Annotated in this window: 18 protein-coding genes; 7 read left to right on the top strand and 11 right to left on the bottom strand. The window is 60.2% G+C overall.

The features are described from left to right. Positions 1 to 159 precede the first annotated feature (159 nt). The 4 genes from AB3N21_RS06440 to ccmI all read right to left on the bottom strand — a co-directional run bounded on the left by AB3N21_RS06440 (position 160) and on the right by ccmI (position 2,591). Positions 160 to 540, bottom strand: coding sequence for a DUF1428 domain-containing protein (locus AB3N21_RS06440; RefSeq protein WP_367934437.1), 381 nt, complete (start codon positions 538 to 540; stop codon positions 160 to 162). A 115-nt stretch (positions 541 to 655) separates the two neighbouring features. Continuing rightward, positions 656 to 886 (bottom strand): DUF1289 domain-containing protein, encoded by a 231-nt coding sequence (locus tag AB3N21_RS06435; protein ID WP_171173411.1) that lies wholly within the window; start codon positions 884 to 886, stop codon positions 656 to 658. 17 nt (positions 887 to 903) lie between these two features. Further along, complete coding sequence (gene ruvX / locus AB3N21_RS06430; protein ID WP_367934436.1) at positions 904 to 1,368, bottom strand: Holliday junction resolvase RuvX; 465 nt, start codon at positions 1,366 to 1,368, stop codon at positions 904 to 906. Continuing rightward, positions 1,365 to 2,591 (bottom strand): c-type cytochrome biogenesis protein CcmI, encoded by a 1,227-nt coding sequence (ccmI, locus tag AB3N21_RS06425; protein ID WP_367934435.1) that lies wholly within the window; start codon positions 2,589 to 2,591, stop codon positions 1,365 to 1,367. Before ccmI ends, ruvX begins: the two co-directional genes overlap by 4 nt. 176 nt (positions 2,592 to 2,767) lie before the next feature. Between ccmI and AB3N21_RS06420 the strand changes: the two genes are divergently transcribed. From AB3N21_RS06420 to AB3N21_RS06390, 7 genes are all read left to right on the top strand, one after another. Further along, positions 2,768 to 4,012, top strand: a complete 1,245-nt coding sequence (locus tag AB3N21_RS06420) for a sarcosine oxidase subunit beta family protein (RefSeq protein WP_367934434.1) — start codon at positions 2,768 to 2,770, stop codon at positions 4,010 to 4,012. A 103-nt stretch (positions 4,013 to 4,115) separates the two neighbouring features. After that, positions 4,116 to 4,469, top strand: a complete 354-nt coding sequence (locus tag AB3N21_RS06415; RefSeq protein WP_367934433.1) for a TfoX/Sxy family protein — start codon at positions 4,116 to 4,118, stop codon at positions 4,467 to 4,469. A gap of 157 nt (positions 4,470 to 4,626) precedes the next feature. Continuing rightward, entirely contained in the window at positions 4,627 to 4,860 is a 234-nt protein-coding gene (locus AB3N21_RS06410) for a hypothetical protein (RefSeq protein ID WP_367934432.1), read from the top strand. Positions 4,861 to 5,037: 177 nt separating this feature from the next. Continuing rightward, entirely contained in the window at positions 5,038 to 5,367 is a 330-nt protein-coding gene (locus tag AB3N21_RS06405; protein ID WP_367934431.1) for a sarcosine oxidase subunit delta, read from the top strand. Positions 5,368 to 5,426: 59 nt separating this feature from the next. Continuing rightward, positions 5,427 to 8,441, top strand: a complete 3,015-nt coding sequence (locus AB3N21_RS06400) for a sarcosine oxidase subunit alpha family protein (RefSeq protein ID WP_367934430.1) — start codon at positions 5,427 to 5,429, stop codon at positions 8,439 to 8,441. Next, positions 8,434 to 9,000, top strand: coding sequence for a sarcosine oxidase subunit gamma (locus AB3N21_RS06395; RefSeq protein ID WP_367934429.1), 567 nt, complete (start codon positions 8,434 to 8,436; stop codon positions 8,998 to 9,000). Before AB3N21_RS06400 ends, AB3N21_RS06395 begins: the two co-directional genes overlap by 8 nt. A gap of 125 nt (positions 9,001 to 9,125) precedes the next feature. Then, positions 9,126 to 9,545, top strand: coding sequence for a hypothetical protein (locus AB3N21_RS06390; protein WP_367934428.1), 420 nt, complete (start codon positions 9,126 to 9,128; stop codon positions 9,543 to 9,545). 816 nt (positions 9,546 to 10,361) lie between these two features. Here the strand turns inward: AB3N21_RS06390 and AB3N21_RS06385 are convergent. From AB3N21_RS06385 to AB3N21_RS06355, 7 genes are all read right to left on the bottom strand, one after another. Continuing rightward, a complete protein-coding gene (locus tag AB3N21_RS06385; RefSeq protein WP_367934427.1) occupies positions 10,362 to 11,150 on the bottom strand; it encodes a hypothetical protein in 789 nt (262 codons plus the stop codon). 116 nt (positions 11,151 to 11,266) lie between these two features. Beyond that, complete coding sequence (locus tag AB3N21_RS06380) at positions 11,267 to 12,160, bottom strand: RDD family protein (RefSeq protein WP_367934426.1); 894 nt, start codon at positions 12,158 to 12,160, stop codon at positions 11,267 to 11,269. Continuing rightward, positions 12,160 to 13,152: a stage II sporulation protein M gene (locus AB3N21_RS06375; protein WP_367934425.1), complete on the bottom strand. Its 993-nt coding sequence runs from the start codon at positions 13,150 to 13,152 to the stop codon at positions 12,160 to 12,162. The genes AB3N21_RS06380 and AB3N21_RS06375 overlap by 1 nt, the downstream gene beginning before the upstream one ends. After that, complete coding sequence (locus tag AB3N21_RS06370; RefSeq protein WP_367934424.1) at positions 13,152 to 14,375, bottom strand: DUF58 domain-containing protein; 1,224 nt, start codon at positions 14,373 to 14,375, stop codon at positions 13,152 to 13,154. The genes AB3N21_RS06375 and AB3N21_RS06370 overlap by 1 nt, the downstream gene beginning before the upstream one ends. A gap of 56 nt (positions 14,376 to 14,431) precedes the next feature. Further along, complete coding sequence (locus AB3N21_RS06365; RefSeq protein WP_367934423.1) at positions 14,432 to 15,388, bottom strand: AAA family ATPase; 957 nt, start codon at positions 15,386 to 15,388, stop codon at positions 14,432 to 14,434. Beyond that, a complete protein-coding gene (locus tag AB3N21_RS06360; RefSeq protein ID WP_367934422.1) occupies positions 15,378 to 16,691 on the bottom strand; it encodes a hypothetical protein in 1,314 nt (437 codons plus the stop codon). Before AB3N21_RS06360 ends, AB3N21_RS06365 begins: the two co-directional genes overlap by 11 nt. Beyond that, entirely contained in the window at positions 16,688 to 17,401 is a 714-nt protein-coding gene (locus AB3N21_RS06355) for a DUF4129 domain-containing protein (protein ID WP_367934421.1), read from the bottom strand. Before AB3N21_RS06355 ends, AB3N21_RS06360 begins: the two co-directional genes overlap by 4 nt. Positions 17,402 to 17,564 lie beyond the last annotated feature (163 nt).

Here is a 17,564-nt window from a genome sequence, read left to right as displayed (position 1 = left end):
CTCAGGACATGAAAAATCAGTGCGGGGCCCCAAAAAAAAGCGAGACCTGCCACTGCATGATATTTTCAGTAGTGCTATGCAGGCAAGGCGCAATTGCTACCGTGAGTGCAATCATGGCGGGACGCGGGCATGAAGCGGTGCCGACAGGCATTGCCCCGGTCACGATGCAGCACGTTTTTCGCCTTGGCTGCGTAGGCTTGCATGGATCGGGGTGAACGTGCCGAAGATCAGGCGCGTGGGGTCAAACGGGATATCCTCGGGAATATCAAAGCACGGATCCGTGCTCATCCTCTCTTCCGCGGCCTCAAGAGTTGCCTTGTCCGACCAGATCTGCCAGGTGAACACAATCTTCTCCCCTGCTTTTGCATCGACCGCGCGGCGAAAATCGGTGTGTTTGCCATCGGGCACGTTATCTTCCCAACATTCGACGATTTCGAGGCACCCGTATTCCCTGAACAATTTCGCGCTGTTGGCCGCCCATAGGCGATAGGTGCTCTGGTTCTCTTCAGGCACAGGGATCACAAATCCAGCGACATGCATGTTTGGCCTCCTTGCGCATCCGGGCACGCCAAACGGTGCCGCCGACGATTGGGTACAGAGTGCCACTATATCTGAAATCGCACCAAAGGTCCGGCGCGGCCTGTCTGGCCGGGCATTACCGATCCAGCCGTGCCGCCCGGCCACCGCGCCGCTTGGCAAGGCGCGGCTTGCGTGAGGGCAGTTCATCCATGATCGCGGCACGCTCGGTGCCATCCATCTTGGACCAACGGCTGATCTCATCGAGCGTTCTGTAGCAGCCGGTGCAGATGCGTTCGGTCGGATGCACGACGCAAATCTGGACGCAGGGGCTTTCGATCTCGTCCCGTTTCCAAACCATGTTTGTCATACCCGGCCTCCGGCCCCTCACAAAAAGCGCATCCGATCCAGCGCCCCTTGCAAGATATACCCTGCAGCCACGTGATCAATCACCTGTCCGCGACGTTTTCGTGTCGTATCCGCCTCAAGCAGCGCCTTTTCGGCGGCAACCGTGCTCAAACGCTCATCCCAGAAGCCGATGGGCAACTCGGTCAGGCGGGTGAGATTGCGGGCAAAAGCACGGGTCGATTGGCAACGCGGCCCCTCGGTGCCGTCCATGTTGCGGGGCAGGCCCAGAACGATGCCGCCGATCTCACGCTCGGTCACGATCTCGATCAGCCGGGCGGCATCCAGCGAGAATTTCCTGCGGCGCACGGTCTCCAGCGGGCTGGCCACGCCACGCGTCCGGTCCGAGACGGCGACTCCGATGGTCTTGTCGCCCAGATCCAGCCCCATCAGAGCGGACATCGGCGCAAGCGCTGCCGCAAACTCCTCGAACCTGTCGTTGATCATTGCGTCAGCCCGGCGGCGCGGGCCGCCTCGTCGATCAGTTGCAGCGCGGCGTCGTCGGCGGCAAAGGCGGTGCGCGCCTCGTCATAGATCGCCTGCGCCCGGGCGCCTTCACCCAGCACGCCCAGTGCCCCGATCAGCCGCCCCCATTCCTCGGGCGCGCCGCCCTCGGTGGCCAGGCGATCGGACAGACGGTCGACCATGCCCCGGATCATCTCCTGCCGCTCTTCGGCGCTCATCTCCCCGGCGGCGGCGATGTCCTCGCTGGATGGGCCGGCCAGAGGTGCACTCTCGGCTGGCAGGGCAAAATTCACTCCTGCGCGATAGGCCATCTCTTCGATCTGCGCGCGAATGGCCTCACCCCATGGCGCGCCAGCCGGGGCGGCGGCCAGGGTTTCCTGCCACAGGGTAAAGGCCAGATCCGGGCGCCCGATTTGCGACAGCATCAGCCCCCAGTAGTACCGCGCGGGCCCATGGCCCGGATCGCGGTCAAGCGCCTGTTTCAGCGCCGCTTCCGCCTCGGGCGAGACATAGCCGCCTGCGGCACGGATCATCAGTTCGGCCAGATCGGTGAACTCGTTAGCACCGGCGGCATCGCCCGAAAGCTCGACGACCCGACGCTGAGCGGCATAGGCGGCGGTGAAATTGCCCACATTAGCCTCATGTTGGGCCAGCAGGGTCTGCCCCTGAATATCGTCCGGGCGCCCGGCCACGGTCTCGCGCAGTTGCGTCAACAGGCGGGCATAGCTCTCATCTACCTGCGCGGTGGGATGCGCGGGCATCCGCGCCTCGGCAGCGGCCTGATCAGGGCGCTCGCCGCGGATCTCGTTGGCCAACTCCAGCCGCATCGACAAGGGCAGGTCGCCATAGCCCGGCGCCCCCAGCGATCGGTACAGCATCATCGCTCCGCCAATCAGAACCGCCCCCAGAAGCACGGCTGTGCCCAGCGTCAGCGGACGGGCAGGGCCGCTGCCTTCACGCTCTTGCTGCACCTGCGCGTCGGCGGCCAGAATGCGGCGCGAGATCTCGGTTCGGATGCGCTCGGCATCTCCTTCGGCGATCACGCCCCGGCTCAGGTCGCGGTCCACACCCGCAAGCTGTTCACGGTAAACCCGCAGGTCATAGGCTGCCGCCGGTTCGGCATCCCGGCGTCCGCGCATCATCGCAAGACCAAGAAGCGCTGCGATCAGCAGCGACATCAGCGAAATCACAATCCAGAAGGTCATGGGCTCTCCAGCATCTGCCCCCCATCTACTCCTGCGAGGGGGATGAAAAAAGAGGCAAAAGGCCGCGAAGGGCCACCATGTCGCAATAGCGTGATATTGCGGCGTTGTGCGGCAGGGGTAAACTGTCGCCGCGCGGCATATCTGCGCTCAATCACGAAACCTGATCGGATTCGCCCATGAGACATTATTCAGCCTTTGCCGTCGCGCGGGAGGCCCTGCGCTATCACACCGGATGGGAACGCGCCTGGCGCTCGCCCGAGCCCAAGAAGCGTTATGACGTGATCATCGTCGGTGCGGGCGGCCACGGTCTGGCGACCGCCTATTATCTGGGCAAGAACTATGGCATCCAGAATGTGGCGGTGATCGAGAAAGGCTGGCTGGGCGGTGGCAACACGGGCCGCAACACCACCATCATCCGCTCGAATTACCTGCAGGACCCCTCGGCGGCGATCTATGAGAAGGCGCGTGGCCTCTACGAGGATCTGAGCCAGGACCTGAACTACAACGTCATGTTCAGCCCCCGCGGCGTGATGATGCTGGCCCAGACCCAGCACGAGATTCGCGGCTATCAGCGCACCGCGCATGCCAACGCGCTGCAAGGGGTCAAGACCGAGTGGATCGGGCCCGAGCGGGTCAAGGAGCTGGTGCCGATCATCAACCTCGACGGCCCGCGCTATCCGGTTCTGGGCGCTCTCTGGCAGGAACGCGGCGGCACCGCGCGCCACGACGCGGTGGCCTGGGGCTATGCCCGGGCGTGCTCGAACATGGGCATGGACATCATCCAAAAATGCGAGGTGACCGGCGTGCGGCAGGAAAACGGCCGCGTCACCGGGGTCGAGACCTCCAAGGGCGCCATCGAATGCGACAAGCTGGGCATCGTGGTCGCGGGCCACTCGGGGCAACTGGCCGAGATGGCGGGCTTCCGTCTGCCGCTCGAGGCGATCGCGCTGCAGGCGCTGGTTTCCGAGCCGATCAAGCCCTGCATGGATGTGGTGGTGATGGCCAACACCGTGCACGGCTACATGTCGCAATCCGACAAGGGTGAGATGGTGATCGGCGGCGGCACCGACGGGTTTAACAACTACACCCAGCGTGGCTCGTTCCATCATATCGAGGAAACCGTGCGGGCTCTGGTCGAGACCTTCCCGATGATCTCGCGCCTCAAGATGCTGCGCCAGTGGGGCGGCATCGTGGACATGACCGGCGACCGCTCACCGATCCTGTCGAAAACGCCGCTGGGTGGCTGCTTCATCAACTGCGGCTGGGGCACGGGCGGCTTCAAGTCGATCCCCGGTTCGGGCTGGGGTATGGCGCAGCTGATGGCCACCGGCCACTCGCCGCTGACCGAGGCGTTTTCTCTGGACCGCTTCAAAGAGGGCCGTTTCATCGACGAAAGCGTTGCCGCAGGGGTGGCGCACTGATGAGGATGCAGCACATGTCTGCGCAGGTTGAAGGCCTGTGCCGTGCCCAACCCGTCCCTCGAGCCGGGCGCGAAGCGGTTTGTAATGATGCGCAAGCTGAAATATGGGTCGCGTGCTGATGGCCTATTCCGAACATATGGCCGAGACTATGCGCGCCGATCTGGGCGTCGAACCGGGCCTGTCCGAGAAAAAGATGTTCGGCGGCCTGTGTTTCCTGCTGCACGGCAACATGGTCTGCGGCGTGACCAAAAACGGCGCGATGTACCGCCCCGGCAAAGAGCGTGAGGCCGAGGCGCTGGACGCAGGTGCGCAGCCGCTCTCTTTCACCGGTCGCCCAATGGGCGGAATGGTGGAAATCGACAGCGGTGCGTTCGAGGATGCGAACCTGCGTGCCAAACTCACGGCGCTGTCTCTCGCCAATGCCGCCAGCCTGCCGCCGAAAGGAGGGCGCTCATGACCGCGCGCCCTGTCCTCTCACTGCGATGGGCTGGAAATGGCCGGGCCGTTGGGTGCATTCCAGCCAGCCCATGCCGATCCGGGCCGGGGATTTCCGCCGATATTGTTGCCCGGCCAGCCCGCGTCAAACTGGGGCTCCTACCATTGGAGGAGTACTCATGGACGACATCAAGCAAAGCCAATACTATCCACCGTCCCGCACCGGTTCCGGCAGCGGGTGGATCATCGGCGCGGTCATCGTGTTCATCGTGCTGCTGCTCATCACCCTGCTCAGCCTCAGCGGTGCACCGTCGGGTGACGGTACGCAAACCCCGGCTGATCCGGCAGCCGCATCCAGCACGGCACCTGCAACGGGAACCGAGCCGGCCGCTCCGGTCACAACGGGCGAATAACGCCTTTCGCGACACAAGCTTTGGCGGGCACCCGGCGGTGCCCGCCGCGATGGCGGCCATAGGGGCCGCGCTTTCACCCGGAATCCAATTCAACACCGCCCGTTCCGAGATCCGGCACGGGCGCATCTGCGTTTGCGCCCCGGTCCCGGCGACCGGCGCCCACCAAGGAGGCTGCGCATGCTGATCCTACATTGCCCCTATTGCGGCGTTGATGCCGAAGAAACCGAACTGGCCGCGGGCGGCGAGGCGCATCTCAAGCGCTTTGGCCCGGGGTCGGACGACGACCAGTTTCACGACTACCTGTTCATGCGTGAAAACCCCAAGGGCGTACATTTCGAGCGCTGGCGCCACGCCAATGGCTGCGGCAAGTGGTTCCACGCGGCTCGGTGCACCTCCACGCTCGAAGTGTTCGGCACCTATTCTGCCCAGACTACCGAGCCGCCCAAGGCCATTCGCGACGCGATCTCGGCCAAGCGCCCCGGCTGGAAATGGAGAGACTACTCCTGATGCTTCTTCTTGCCGCAAATACGCACTCAAAGACCTCCACTTGCGAAAGGTCCGCATAAATGAGCACCCGTCTCGCAAACCAAGGCCGCCTCATTGACCGGTCGAAACAGGTAACCTTTACCTTCAACGGCACCACCATGCGAGGCTACGAGGGCGACACGCTCGCCTCGGCGCTGCTGGCCAACGACCAGATGATGATGGGCCGCTCGTTCAAATACCACCGCCCGCGCGGCGTGGCCGCCAGCGGCGCCGAAGAGCCCAACGCGCTGGTCGGACTGGGGCAGGGCAGCCGGTTCGAGCCGAACCAGCGCGCCACCACGACCGAGCTGTTCGAGGGGCTGAGCGCCATTTCGCAGAACCACTGGCCAAACCTCGAATTCGACGTGGGCGCAATCAACACCCATCTCGCGCGGTTCCTGCCTGCGGGGTTCTACTACAAGATGTTCATTCATCCGAAACCGTTCTGGAAGCACATCTACGAACCGTTCATCCGGCAGTCGGCGGGTCTGGGCAAGGCGCCCGACAAGGACAGCCGCGACGCGGACACCTACGAACACTTCTATGCCTTCGCGGATATTCTGGTTATCGGCGGCGGCGTTGCCGGTCTGCAGGCCGCCAAGGCGGCGGCGCAATCGGGTGCCAAGGTCATGCTGATCGAGCAGACCGCCCATTGGGGCGGACGCGCTCCGGTTGATGGCGGTACCGTCAATGGCGAACCTGTGGATAAGTTCGTGGAACAAACTGTTTCCGAATTGGAGGCAATGGACAACGTCACTCTGCGCCTGCGCTGCATGGGAGCCGGGGTCTATGACCACGGCTATGTGTTGGGGTACGAACGAATTTCCGACCACAAGCCGGGCACGCAGGGACCGCGCCACCGCCTGTGGCGTATCCGCGCCAAACAGGTGGTGACCGCCACTGGCGCCATCGAACGCCCGCTGTCTTTCGCGGGCAACGACGTGCCGGGCGTGATGCTTGCCTCGGCCATGCGCGACTACGTGGTGAACTGGGGCGTAACGCCCGGAGAGCGTGTAATCGTTGCTACAAACAACGATGACGCCTACCGCACCGCGATCACGCTCAAAAAGGCGGGTGTGGATATCCTGCGTATTCTCGACGCCCGCAACTCTGCCGGAGCGCTGGCAGATGAAGCCCGCGCGCTCGGCATTCGCGTTGACCCGGGCAAGGCCATCGCCAAGGTCAAAGGCGGCAAGCGCGTCAAGAAGGTGGCGATTTGCAATCAGGACGGTATCGGCGGCGCGCGCGAAGAACTGGAATGCGACGCGGTCGCCATGTCGGGCGGCTGGTCTCCGGTTGTGCATATGTGGTCGCACTGCGGCGGCAAGTTGATCTGGGACGACGCCAACGCCCATTTCCGCCCCGACCCCGAGCGCCCGCCGCTGGGCGCGAACGGAGAGGGCTTTGTCGTGGCTGCAGGCTCGGCCAACGGTCCTCTTTCGCTGGCCGATGTCGTGGCTAATGCTCATGCCGCGGGCAAGGCTGCGGCCAAAGGGGCGGGGTTCAAGCCCAAGAACACCAAGGCCCCGCAGGGTGAGGCGACGGACGAGGCTCCTATGGAAGCCGTCTGGCTGATGCCTGCAAATGCCGAGGTGCAACTGCGCATGAAATCCTGGCTGGACTTCCAGAACGACGTCAAGGTCTCGGACGTGCAGCTTGCCGCGCGCGAGGGCTATGAAAGCGTCGAACACACCAAACGTTATACCACGCTGGGCATGGCGACCGATCAAGGAAAGCTCAGCAACATCAACGGCCTGGCGATCCTTGCTGATGCGCTGGAGGCCGAGATCCCCAAGGTCGGCACCACCACCTTCCGCCCGCCCTATACCCCCATCTCGATGGGCGCCATCGGCGGCGAGGCACGCGGCGAGGTGTTCCAGCCGATCCGTCAGACCCCGATGCACAACTGGCACGACAAGAGCGGCGCCGAATGGGAGCCGGTTGGCCATTGGCGCCGCACCTATGCCTATATCCGTCCCGGCGAATCTGTGCACGACGCCGTGAACCGCGAGGTGAAGAACACCCGCGAAAACGTCGGGCTGCTCGATGCCTCTACGCTGGGCAAGCTGATCGTTAAGGGCCCGGATGCCGGCAAATTCCTCGACATGCTCTACACCAACATGATGTCCACGCTGAAGGTCGGCAAATGCCGCTATGGCCTGATGTGTTCCGAGAATGGCTTCCTGATCGACGACGGCGTTGTCGCCCGCATCGACGACGATACCTGGCTCTGCCACACCACCACCGGCGGCGCCGAGCGTATCCATGGCCACGTGGAGGAATGGCTGCAAACCGAATGGTGGGACTGGAAAGTCTATGTCGCCAACGTGACCGAGCAATATGCGCAAGTCGCCGTGGTTGGCCCCAATGCTCGCAAGGTGCTTGAGAAGCTGGGCGGTATGGATGTCAGCAAGGATGCGCTGCCCTTCATGGAATGGCGTGATGGCAAGATCGGTGACTTCGATTGCCGCGCGTACCGCATCTCGTTCTCAGGCGAACTCAGCTATGAAATAGCCGTCCCGGCGTCACAGGGTCAGGCTTTCTGGGATACCCTCATGGAGGCAGGCAAAGAGTTCGGCGTGATGCCCTATGGCACCGAATGCCTGCACATTCTGCGCGCCGAAAAGGGCTTCATCATGATCGGCGACGAGACCGACGGCACCGTGATCCCGCAGGATCTGGGGCTGCACTGGGCGCTCTCGAAAAAGAAAGAGGATTTCCTGGGCAAACGCGCGCAGGAACGCTCGCACATGGCCGATCCGGACCGCTGGAAACTGGTCGGTCTCGAGACTGTGGACGGTTCCGTCATGCCCGATGGCGCCTACGCGGTGGGCGAGGGCGTCAACGCCAACGGTCAGCGCAACATGATCGGGCGCGTGACCTCGACCTATTACTCGGCCAATCTGGGCCGCGGCATCGCCATGGGTCTGGTCAGGCACGGCCCCGACCGTATGGGCGAGGTGATCGAGTTCCCGGGCACCGACGGCAAATCCTACAAGGCAAAGATCGTGGACCCGATCTTCTACGACAAGGACGGGGAGAAGCAGAATGTCTGAACCCATCAGCGCACTCAACCACGCAAGCTATGACGGCATCGCCCGGATCGAGGAATGCGGCCTGCAGGGCATGATCACCCTGCGCGGCGATCTGTCCGACAAGGTGGTCATCAAGGCCGTCAAGGACGCCACAGGTCAAAAGATGCCCGGCCAGCGTGAGGTCCATATCGACGGAGAGACCGGCGTGTGCTGGATGTCGCCGGACGAACTGCTCGTTCTCGTGCCCTATGCCGAGGTCGAGGCCAAGCTGGCCGCAATGACCAACGCGCTCAGCGGCGTGCATGCGCTCGCCGTCAACGTCTCGGACGCCCGGGCCGTGTTTCGGATCACGGGCGCGTCCGCGCGCGAAGTGCTGGGCAAACTGGCCCCGGTCGATCTGTCCCCGGCGGCGTTCGGCCTCGGTCAGATTCGCCGCTCGCGCCTCGCGCAGGTGGCGGGCGCCTTCTGGCTCGACACTGACGACAGTTTCCGGGTCGTCTGTTTCCGTTCGGCGGCGGCTTACGTGTTCAAACTGCTAAAAATCGCCGCACAACCGGGAAGTGAAGTTGGCGTCTACTGACATCACATATCCGTTATCGCGGGCTTTCGGCCAAATTTGACCCTGAGGAACCTGAAAATATTGAACGACCCGAGTTGACCCTCGGGTCTTTTCTTGCTTGTCTGCGCACAAATAGGAGTAGAGTAATGATCAGAACACTTTCTTTGGCCGCAGGCAGTTTCTTCGCACTTTCGACTGCCGCTTTTTCGGCACAAACGGTTTACGACTGCCAGGCGTCCAATATCGAGGCGCATCTCGGGTGGATTTCTGACCGCATCATCGTATTTGTGGATGAAGGACAGAAATCCGCACATGTCATAGACCAGTATATCAACTATGTGCACGAAGAACCCATTCCGGCATCCTATCAGGAACTGAAGAACGGAAAATTCCGCATCAAATGGAAGGTCTCGGGCATTCCCGTACGCGGCGAAGCCAGCGGCAGTGCCACGTGGAGTGCCACGGTCAGTCCGAAAACCGGAAAATTGCAGATACGTGCCAATGTCAGCGGTTTTGACAACCGCCCCAGCGGTCACGGTACCTGCAAGATCAGCCGCGAAAAGTAATCTGCGAGTTGCACTAGCAGGCCGAAATGATCGCGCCGCTGAGTTATTTAGCACGTGCCCCAAGGGCAACAATGTCTTTGGGGCGCCGCAAGAGAACAGAAAGACCTCATAAGTGAACCTATCCAAATTACTGTCGCCATGTTTGATTGCTGCGACCCTTTCCGCCGGTCCTGCAGTGTCTGAGACCTCCAAGGAAACCTTCGAGTGTGTTTTTGGGCAGGGACAGATAAATCGACCGGTACCGACGCGCGTGGTTTTTTCGGTAGATAAGTTCGGCCGTTCCGCCGTTCTGCACGAAGTGGAAATCCCATCCGTGGATACATTTCCCATGTCGGCAAAAGTTGTCAGAAACGGTGTCAGCGCTTTGTCGATACGTTGGTTCGGCCAAGAATACACTTATTCAGAGAATGGACGGCGTGTGGCGTCCAAAGGCTCGATATATTCGACCCCCGATCTCTTTCGCCAAGAGTTCTCAGTTTTTCTAAACCGAAAGACAATGAGAGCCGTCGCTCGGTCGGAAGCAACAGGGCACCGTTCCTTGCATGGAAGCGCCAACGGGCACTGCAAGCCTGCCAATACGCCATAGGAGAGGAGTCGGAAGGATCCGACACCAAGCCGCTGACCTAGTTCCATTGCGACTCTCGTCGTCCTGACCTTTTCTGCGAAGCGCATGGGCGGCGGGCGTCAGGTCAGGGGTATTTACTTTTGTTTCTGGAGTTCAGACAGACCGCATCTAAACTCCGTAATCAACGCAACAATGCGGATGAAACGAGCAGCTACACCGGCGTGGTCCAAGTCTTCGACCGCGGTCTGAGATCACTTGAACACCTCAACCAAGTCCGAAACACTAACGCCTTCCTTGATCTCTTTCAGCCGGGCGTAAATCAGGGCTGCCGCGATCCCGAAGATGCCGGCACCCAGTGCATTCCCGACCATCTCGAGCACAGTGCTCATACCGATCGACAAACCGCCTGCAAACGCACCCGCCAAACCGCCAGCAACTCCTCCAAACACGGCTCCCAGCAAAAATGCGCAAACAAGCATCAGAAACAGAGTGCCGGCAATCGGCCACCGGTAACCTTTGGTCAATTCGGCACTCCGTCTGATGGCGCCAAACCCCACACCTTCGATGACAATCACAGGTACAATGACCGAAAAGACCGCATAGAGCCAAAGCCCGGGCACGACCAGCAGTACCAACCCCAGCAGACACAGAATTGAGGTCACCAAGGTGAGAGCGAAGATGGCAGGGAAGTGTCTGATCGCAGCCATCAAGTAAGTCGTCAAGCGTGTCGGGAGCCCGAGTTTCACGTCGTAGGAAAACTGAACCAGAATGGCAGTCGTAAGGCTGATTGAAAGGGTACTCACCAAAGCTGTCCCAACCAGAATGAGCCAAAACGTGCCCTGTAAATAATACTGGTCGGATGGACCATCCAACTGTGTGTTTCCAAACAAGATATTGTATGCAACAAAATCAAAGAGGGTCGGAAGGAATCCGAGCAGCATGATGGCCGGGAACTTACGAAACAGCATCGAAATTGTACTTCCGACTATACTCCCGACCTCAAACGGCACTTTTTCCTCCGAATAAGATACGTCCGTCATTTCCCAACCTCGATAGCTCAAACTTCACTGATCAGGATAACAACGTTGCGCCTGCTCATCCGCAAGGCGATTCCCGAAAGGCCATTCACGTCAGTGCAAAGATGCAACAAACTGGCTCAGGACTTGTCAGCGGATGTCGCATGGTGCTTGTCCGTCCGCCGGTCGCCGAATAATTGCCTCTGCTCCAGATAGGAACGCTGAGCCTTATAAAACGCGGTCAGGAAGGCTTGGTGCTCAGTGGCGCGCACACGGTCCGCATATTCGATTTTGCGCCGGACCTGCTCGACAACCGCCGCAAGCGTGTCTTTGTGCCTCTGGTATTGTGCTGGCCCCTTCGGCATTCCGCTTGCGCGCAACAGACCTTCCAAAGTTTGCAATTCGAACGCCCCATAGTGTTCCAGGTGATGCGTGAGAAAGGTGAACCTGCTTTGACCTGTTGGCGAGTTCTGTCCTGGCTGAGACATATCCTTTAAAAGAACCGGTTTCGGCAGATGGATGGCATAGGTGCCCGCGATCAGATCCCCCAATCTGCGCCGACGCCGGTTAAAAACCGGTACAGCCAGAACGCAGGCGACCCATAATAGCGAAAAAATTGCTGGCGCTGTTTGTGCGCCGTCCAACGTAAGTAAGAGTGTTCCGGGAAGAAAAACTTCCGCCTCTTTCATCAGGTTGCGCACAACGAGCGATTGCGCCGTCAAGGATTGCCCGTCCGCCGCGACGACCTTGATCTTCATCAGCCGTTTGCCAACGGTCTGACCGTTCCACATTAGTTCGATGGCCGCGTAGTAGGGAATGCGAATGAAGAAGAACAGCATCGTGGCGATCGCGATCGCCGTTTCGGGCGTGACCAGATCCAAAGCGAGCAACAGAAGAAACAGCGCCAACGCTCCCACGCCGGTTATCATGATGTCGCAAATCTGGGCGGCGGTTCGCACGCCCAACCCGGCAATCCTGAATTGAAGGGGCACACCTTCGGGCGGTATCAATTCGTCTGTTCTGCCGAAGGCCATCAGGAGTTCCTCCCGCCACGGAGGAACCAAAGCACCCAAAGCGCTCCGATACCCCATCCAACGGCGACGCGGGTGGTCAGATCCTGAATGAGCTGGCGCGCGAACCCTTCCAGCAACGCCGCGACAACCAGCATCAGCGCTGCGATCAAGGCAAGCTTAACCGCGTCATGACCTGCGGCGCGCAATGCAGCCACCCGGGTCTTGTCTTGGGGAAACAGAACAGCCAGGCCCAGCTTTACTCCGCCCGCGCAGGCGATGCAGATCGCCGACAGTTCGGTCACGCCGTGGACAGAAATCCATCCGAACAGGTCCCAGCCCAGGCCGCGATCCACGTGTAAGGCGAAAAACACGCCAAGAATCAAGCCATTGTAGAATGTCAGCAGGATTGAAGGTGCGCACAAGAACGCGCCCAATCCAAAAACAAAAATCGCGACGCGGGTATTGTGGGAAAACAGATAGGTTGCAAAGGCGCCCAGTCCGGACTCGCCGTGTGCCTCGTAAATCTGGTCACGCAAATATCCGGTGCTGGCGTCAGGCCCGCGGCCACCTGAAAGCTCGGTGGGCATGAAGACGTAGAACCAATCTGGGTTCTCGAAATAGAAGAAATACCCGGCCACGGTCCCCGCAGCCATGCAGAGAAACGCAAGCAGGATAACCCGCCACGATGACCGGATGGCTTGCGGACCACCGATGGCCAGAAACCGGTGGACAAGCCCGCCCAACCGTTGCTGCGGAGCATAGACGCTTAGATATGCGCGGCTGGTCAAGGCTTCGAGGTAATCCAGAAGACCGCGATCCAACGAGATTTCACGGGCGATCGACAATGATGTCGTCGCCTGACGATACAGGTCTGCGAGATCGCGCGCTTCGGCAAAGCTCATACGATGCAGACCCTTTGTCTCGGCCTTGTCGACAAGGGCCGACAGTTTGCGCCAGTCGGCCTCGCGCTCCTGCCGAAAGCGGGCGGATCGGATGAGTATCGTGTCATCCATCAAATCATCTCGCGCGCTTTGATTTCGATGTATTTTGAGATCAGTTTGGCAGATACAGCGTTGGGTTCCGCGTCGATGATCATCACCCCCAACTGCGTCAGGCGCTCAAAAACCTGCCGTCTTTCCTTCAGCAGTTGGCCGGTTGAGACAGCTTCCGCCACGCCGTCCATGTCAGCGGGTGCTTCATTTACCAAAGCGTCAAGCTCGGGATCACGAAGCGCAACGAACATGATCAGATGCCGCTTCGCCAGTACACTGACATTTTCTATCATTAGTTCCGCCGAGGTCGTGTCGACAAAATCGGAGAAGACAATGATGAGGCTGCGCTTTGGACTCCTGCTGTTCAACTCGGTCATCGCCAGAGTGTGATTGGTTTCCCGGCTTTCGTAACGCATCGCTGCCGTATGACTGCGCAAACGAGCAAATGCCAGGCGTCCGGGTTCTGGGGGCAGAAACAGACGGGGTTGCGCGTCATAGGCATAAAGGCCAACCATGTCGCCCCCGACTGCGGCGGCCCATGCAGTTGCAAGAGCGGAGGTCACGGCATGATCGATCTTGGGAACGCCCGCAATCACTTCACGCATCAGATATCCGTTGTCCAAGGCGACTATGACATGGTGATTGCGTTCTGCGCGCACTTCCTTGGCGACCAACGTGCGATGGCGGGCGGACCTTTTCCAATCTATCGAACCGGCATCCATGCCGGGGACAAAATCCCTGAGCTGATGAAATTCGGTTCCTTCACCGATGGCTCTGTTTTCCTTGACACCAAAAAGTTGAGATTGAACCTTTGCAGTAATCGCGCCGGATTGTACCAGGCGTATGTTGGGAACCACATCTACCGACAGGCCAAAAGCCAGTTTCGGTACAAACTCGAACAGCCCAAGACGCGAACGCCAGTTTAGCCAGAGGCTGTTCCATTCCCACTTTCCTCGCCGCACCGCCCGGCAGGAAATCCATGCTCGCCCATCCGACAAGTCGAAACGAGCGGGACCGATTATGCCATCCGGCCAATCCAACTGACCCTGCAAACCGGGGGCCGGTCGGTCGACCTCGATCTCAAGGTCAAACGTTTCGCCGACAAACACTTCGGTCGGGTTTTTGACGCTGACCGACCGGCGTCGCGGCCACGACAACAGCAGATCCGACATCGCGCAGACTGCAAGAATGACCCAGGGCAGTACAGCCACCGCGCGCGTTGCATAACCCAGAACCACGGCCACCAGAGACAGTGTCAGAGCAACGCAGGCAACAGTCAGCAGTTTTCGCGAAGGACGGATCAGCGGGGGGCCTCAATCTGGTTCAAGATATTTTCGAGGACCTGAGCAGGGCTGCGCCGTTCGATCTCGGCGGAGGGGCTGAGGAAAATCCGGTGTTGCAGCGCAGGCACGATCAGCTGTTTGACGTCGTCGGGAATGGCAAAGTCCCGGCCATTCAGCGCGGCCGTGGCGCGTGTCGCGCCTGCAATGGCATCGGCTGCCCGTGTGGACGCTCCAAACGCGATATCTGAGCTTTCGCGGGTGGCGCGCACTACTCTGAGAATGTACGCCAGAATGTCGTCATCCAGAACGATGTCATCGATTGCTTGCCGTGCGGCAGATATTGTCGTTGCGTCCAGCAACGGCGTAAGCGCGCTGGTTGCGCTCAAAAAATCAAGTGGTTCTCCGGCGTGCTGACGCAGCACGGCCAGTTCGACCTCTTGCGGCGGGAAGGTCAGGTTGACCTTGAACAAGAACCGATCGAGTTGTGCTTCGGGAAGGGGGTACGTGCCTTGCTGCTCGATTGGGTTCTGAGTTGCCACCACAAGAAACTCTGACCCCAAGGAGTGATCGGCACCGTCGATTGTCACAGTCCGTTCATTCATCGCCTGCAACAACGCCGCCTGTGTTTTTGGCGGGGCGCGGTTAATCTCGTCTGCCAGTAGAATCTGGCTGAAGACAGGCCCCTTGGTCAGGACAAACTGGCTGGTCTGGAAGTTGTAGATCGAGGTTCCCAGAACGTCGCCGGGCATCAGGTCGGGCGTGAACTGAATGCGCCCGAAATCCAGGTTCAGCGCCCCGGCAAAGCTGCGCGCCATCAAGGTCTTTGCGGTTCCCGGTGGGCCCTCCAGCAGCACGTGACCACGCGCGAACAGGGCCGTCAGCAAAAGGTTAATGGCTTCTTCCTGGCCGTGTACCACTTTGCCGATCTCCGCGCGCAGCGCCTCGGCATGGGCAAACAATTCATCAAGCGTCATGGGCAACCTGCTCCAATATCAATTCAAATCGATCTGCATGTGTGATGGCTTCGGTGGCGCTTATCTGCGGCGGCAAAGCGCGTATGCTGCCAAGAGCGGCTTCCAGCCTTGCTGCCAGGGCCGGGTCTCGCGCTCTGACGTATCGCAAAAAGGCAGGTTCTAAACCGTCCGGGGCGGAAAAGGCCGGACCGAATACTGCGGCCGCGCGCGCCTGTATCCGCGTGTCTACGTAGTCCGACAGCAACGCCCCGTCCTGATCAGTCATCCGCATGAGACGTGCCCGGGCACGGTTTGCAGAACGCTTGCCCGCCCCGGAAACCCGTTCGATATCTAAAACCGGGCCGGCTCGGATACCCCCGCGCCAAATCGCAAGGACAAGCAAGGCCGCTGCTCCGAACCACAACACCCGGAACGGATAATCGAACACGCGCGCCAGATCCTCCCACGTGCGCTCGCGTTTCACGATCTCTTCCGGCTTGGTCAGCCAGTTGCTGGCGCTGTAGTCGATGACCATCCGCTTGTCCCCCGCCAGTTCCGTCAGGAAGCGGTTGGCAATCCGGGCGTTGTCGCCAAGCCGCAAGCCGTGATTGTTCAAAAGGTCCGGATCGGACAGGACGTAAACGCGCCGCTGATCTCCGGCGGTCAATAGAGGACAGGAGCCAAGCAGCATGGCCCCTTTCGTGCCCAGGATCGGCTCGCAGTTTTGCCCTTCGAACAGTTGGGCGGCATAGATGCGTGCAGCCTGTTCGGTGGCGCCGTCTTTGAATTCCAACTCCGCAAAAGGTTTTGGCCAGTATCGAATGGCCCCAGCATCCGCGCCAACAAGACTATGCAGGATGTCCTGCACATCACTTCGCGGCACCAAAAGCACCGGATGCCCCAGCCCGGACAACCGCAGGCCGCTTCGCCATTTGGGGAGGATGATAAGGCTTTGTACAGCTTTCGCTTTTTCCAGTATGACCTTCTTTTCCTGATCGAACTCGTCTGGCTGTAACAGCAACTCCTCTTTGGTCTGAGCAGGCAGGCGCGGACTATCCAGACGAGCGTCAAAGACTGGTTGCACCAGCAGACCGATCGTGTCGCTCTCCAAAGGCCATCCGCCGGTGAAGCTCCGAGCAGAGTGCCCCTGATCGGTCAGCCAAGCGCTCAACCCGTCAAAGCCAGCGGCGGAGTTTCTGAGCGTGTACTGCCGCTGACCTGCCAGATACCAAAACAAGGCGACCGACAGGACGATAACCAATCCGATGACCAACAGGTCCGGTCTAATTGCCTGCCGGTTCTGGGCCTCGACGGTATCGCTCATGCGTTTCGCTCCGGCAGCAATGAGCGGACACCGGACACATGCCTGTCAAACTCAGCCTCGCTGATGCTGCGGCCTCCGAAATTCACGCGTTCGCTCTCCAGAACAAGGGCCCGCAATTCGGCAAGATAGGGCTGACTTTTCGGCAGCCGCTGCAAGGCCTCGCGCTGCGTCCAACTGCGTTGAAAAAGTATGTCGTTGGCAACAAGGCACCGGGTCAGAACATATTGCGCGAGCCGGGTCAGAGCGACCCTGCGATCAGTCAGTTTCAGGATCGCATTCAAGTCGGTCATCGGTTGATCTGCGGGCACCTCGCCGTTCGTGGTGCCGAGGGTTTGTCTTCGCCTGTTTGCGGCGGTTTTCCCAAAGGGCACGGATACCCCGCTGCCGTTGAAGTAAACCAAAGCCAGCAGGCCTAGGAGGACGAGAAACGAGGCGATGCCAACGATAACCCGGCCATCCGTTGAAAAGACGGGCGTCGCCTCCGCCTCGCTTTCCGCAACTTCGGGTATCGCGTCCGTCTTCAGTTCAGGCGCTGGCTGGGTCGGGTCAAAATAGACAACGTCACTCTCGATCCCCTTGTATCGCAGGGCCCGAAGGTAGTCCGATCCTGACTCGGTCAGTTCCCCGGACCCGACTACGGTCTGCTGCGCCGATGCCGCTGAAATCACGCATACGCACAAAGGGAAAAGCAATGCCAGAACACAACGCATCAGGGTATCGATAGTTCAGTGCGATTCCGCATGCAATAGGCTCGGTTGCGCAAGCGGGGTGGTCACCATTGGGGTAGGTTGTGGGTTATGGCATCAGCGTTTCCCTCGGTCCGACAGGCCGCTCCAAACCGGTGACGTCATCTCGTCCTTTGGGAACCAATCG

It is taken from the genome of Ruegeria sp. (genome assembly GCF_040830605.1).
Lineage (GTDB): Bacteria > Pseudomonadota > Alphaproteobacteria > Rhodobacterales > Rhodobacteraceae > Ruegeria.
Note: the sequence above shows the minus strand (reverse complement) of the source record. Positions and strands in the feature narration are given on the sequence as shown.